Raw genomic sequence first — 1,260 nt, forward strand, 5'->3', positions numbered from 1 at the left:
TTGCCCGGATCAAGACGTTGATCGGCCGTCTGTTTCGCGTGAGTTACACGGTGGAAGGCACATGGCTGTTGCTGAAGCGGCACGGCTGGTCCTGGCAGCAGCCCGCCCGGCGGGCGATCGAGCGCGACGACGCGGCGGTCGAGGTCTGGAAGAGGGAGACCTGGCCGCGGGTAAGAGCACCGCGGCGGCGTGTGACGGCTGGATCGTCTTCGAGGACGAAGCCGGACAGTCGATGAGGCCGCCGCGCGCGAGAAGCTGGGGACCCAAGGGCGTAACGCCTGTGGTCCGGGTCCGTGGCCGGGGCTCAGGCCGGGTGTCCATGGCCGGGCTGACCTGTTACAAGCTGGGGAAACGGTCGAGGATGTTCTACTCGGTCCGCGAGTACCGGGGCCGCAAGGGCGAGCCGAAGGGCATCGGCTGGCGCGACCTGCGCGACCTGCTGGTCAGAGCACACATTCAGCTCGGTGGCCCGATCGTGCTCGTGTGGGACAACCTGCGCATGCACCTGGTCGAACCGATGCGCCAGTTCATCGCCGACCACGCGGACTGGCTCACCGTCTTCCAACTTCCGAGCTATACGCCGGACTTGAACCCGCAGGAGGGCATCTGGTCGCTGATCAAGCGCGACATCGGAAACCTTGCCGCAGCTGACCTCGGCCAGATCACCCGGGCCGTCAAGCGCAAGCTCAAGATGGTGCAGTACCGACCAGACGTCATCAACGGCTGCCTCGCCGGCACCGGCCTGGCCCTGGACGCCTGAACGCAATGGCTGGCCGATCGGCGATTGGCCGGCACGGTCAGGTCAAAAGTTGCTGGTCAGATACGGTGACCGAATGACCGAGAGCCTGCCTGCCGACGTAGCCGACGTGCTCGCGGCAGTCCTGACCACGGACAATCCGGTTCATGTCGCGCTCCGAAGGCAGGTTCCGCACCTCAGCGTGCGAGGGCGCTGCACATGCGGATGCGGAACCGCCTATTTCGAACTCGACACCAGCAAGGCGGTGCCCGCACCCACCGGCCCCAGCACTGTCGTGGCGGCCGAAGCGCAGCTCGTCACCGAGGCTGGCGAGTGCCCCGGCGAGGTCCTGGTCTTCACGCAAGGCGGCTACCTGTCGTGGCTGGAAGTCTGTTCCTGGAGCGACGACGTCGAGGTGACCCTGGCTGCCGCGCGTCGCTGGCTGCAGACACGCTCTTGATCTCGAACGGCCAGAGTTCAGCGGTCTCTGCGACACCACCGACATCACGAGTTCAAGTTCAGTA

General features: G+C 66.0%; 3 protein-coding genes. All 3 read left to right on the forward strand.

The window, feature by feature from the left end; all coding sequences use genetic code 11:
* A partial coding sequence (locus tag ACFWFZ_RS34415; protein WP_387127956.1) for a winged helix-turn-helix domain-containing protein occupies nucleotides 1-236 on the forward strand: 236 nt, incomplete at its 5' end.
* Complete coding sequence (locus ACFWFZ_RS34420; RefSeq protein ID WP_387127958.1) at nucleotides 233-760, forward strand: transposase; 528 nt, start codon at nucleotides 233-235, stop codon at nucleotides 758-760. The genes ACFWFZ_RS34415 and ACFWFZ_RS34420, both read left to right, overlap by 4 nt.
* Nucleotides 761-833: 73 nt before the next feature.
* Entirely contained in the window at nucleotides 834-1,196 is a 363-nt protein-coding gene (locus tag ACFWFZ_RS34425) for a hypothetical protein (RefSeq protein ID WP_387127960.1), read from the forward strand.
* Nucleotides 1,197-1,260 lie beyond the last annotated feature (64 nt).

This window comes from Streptomyces sp. NPDC060232 (assembly GCF_042726555.1).
In the GTDB taxonomy this organism is placed as follows: Bacteria; Actinomycetota; Actinomycetes; order Streptomycetales; family Streptomycetaceae; genus Streptomyces.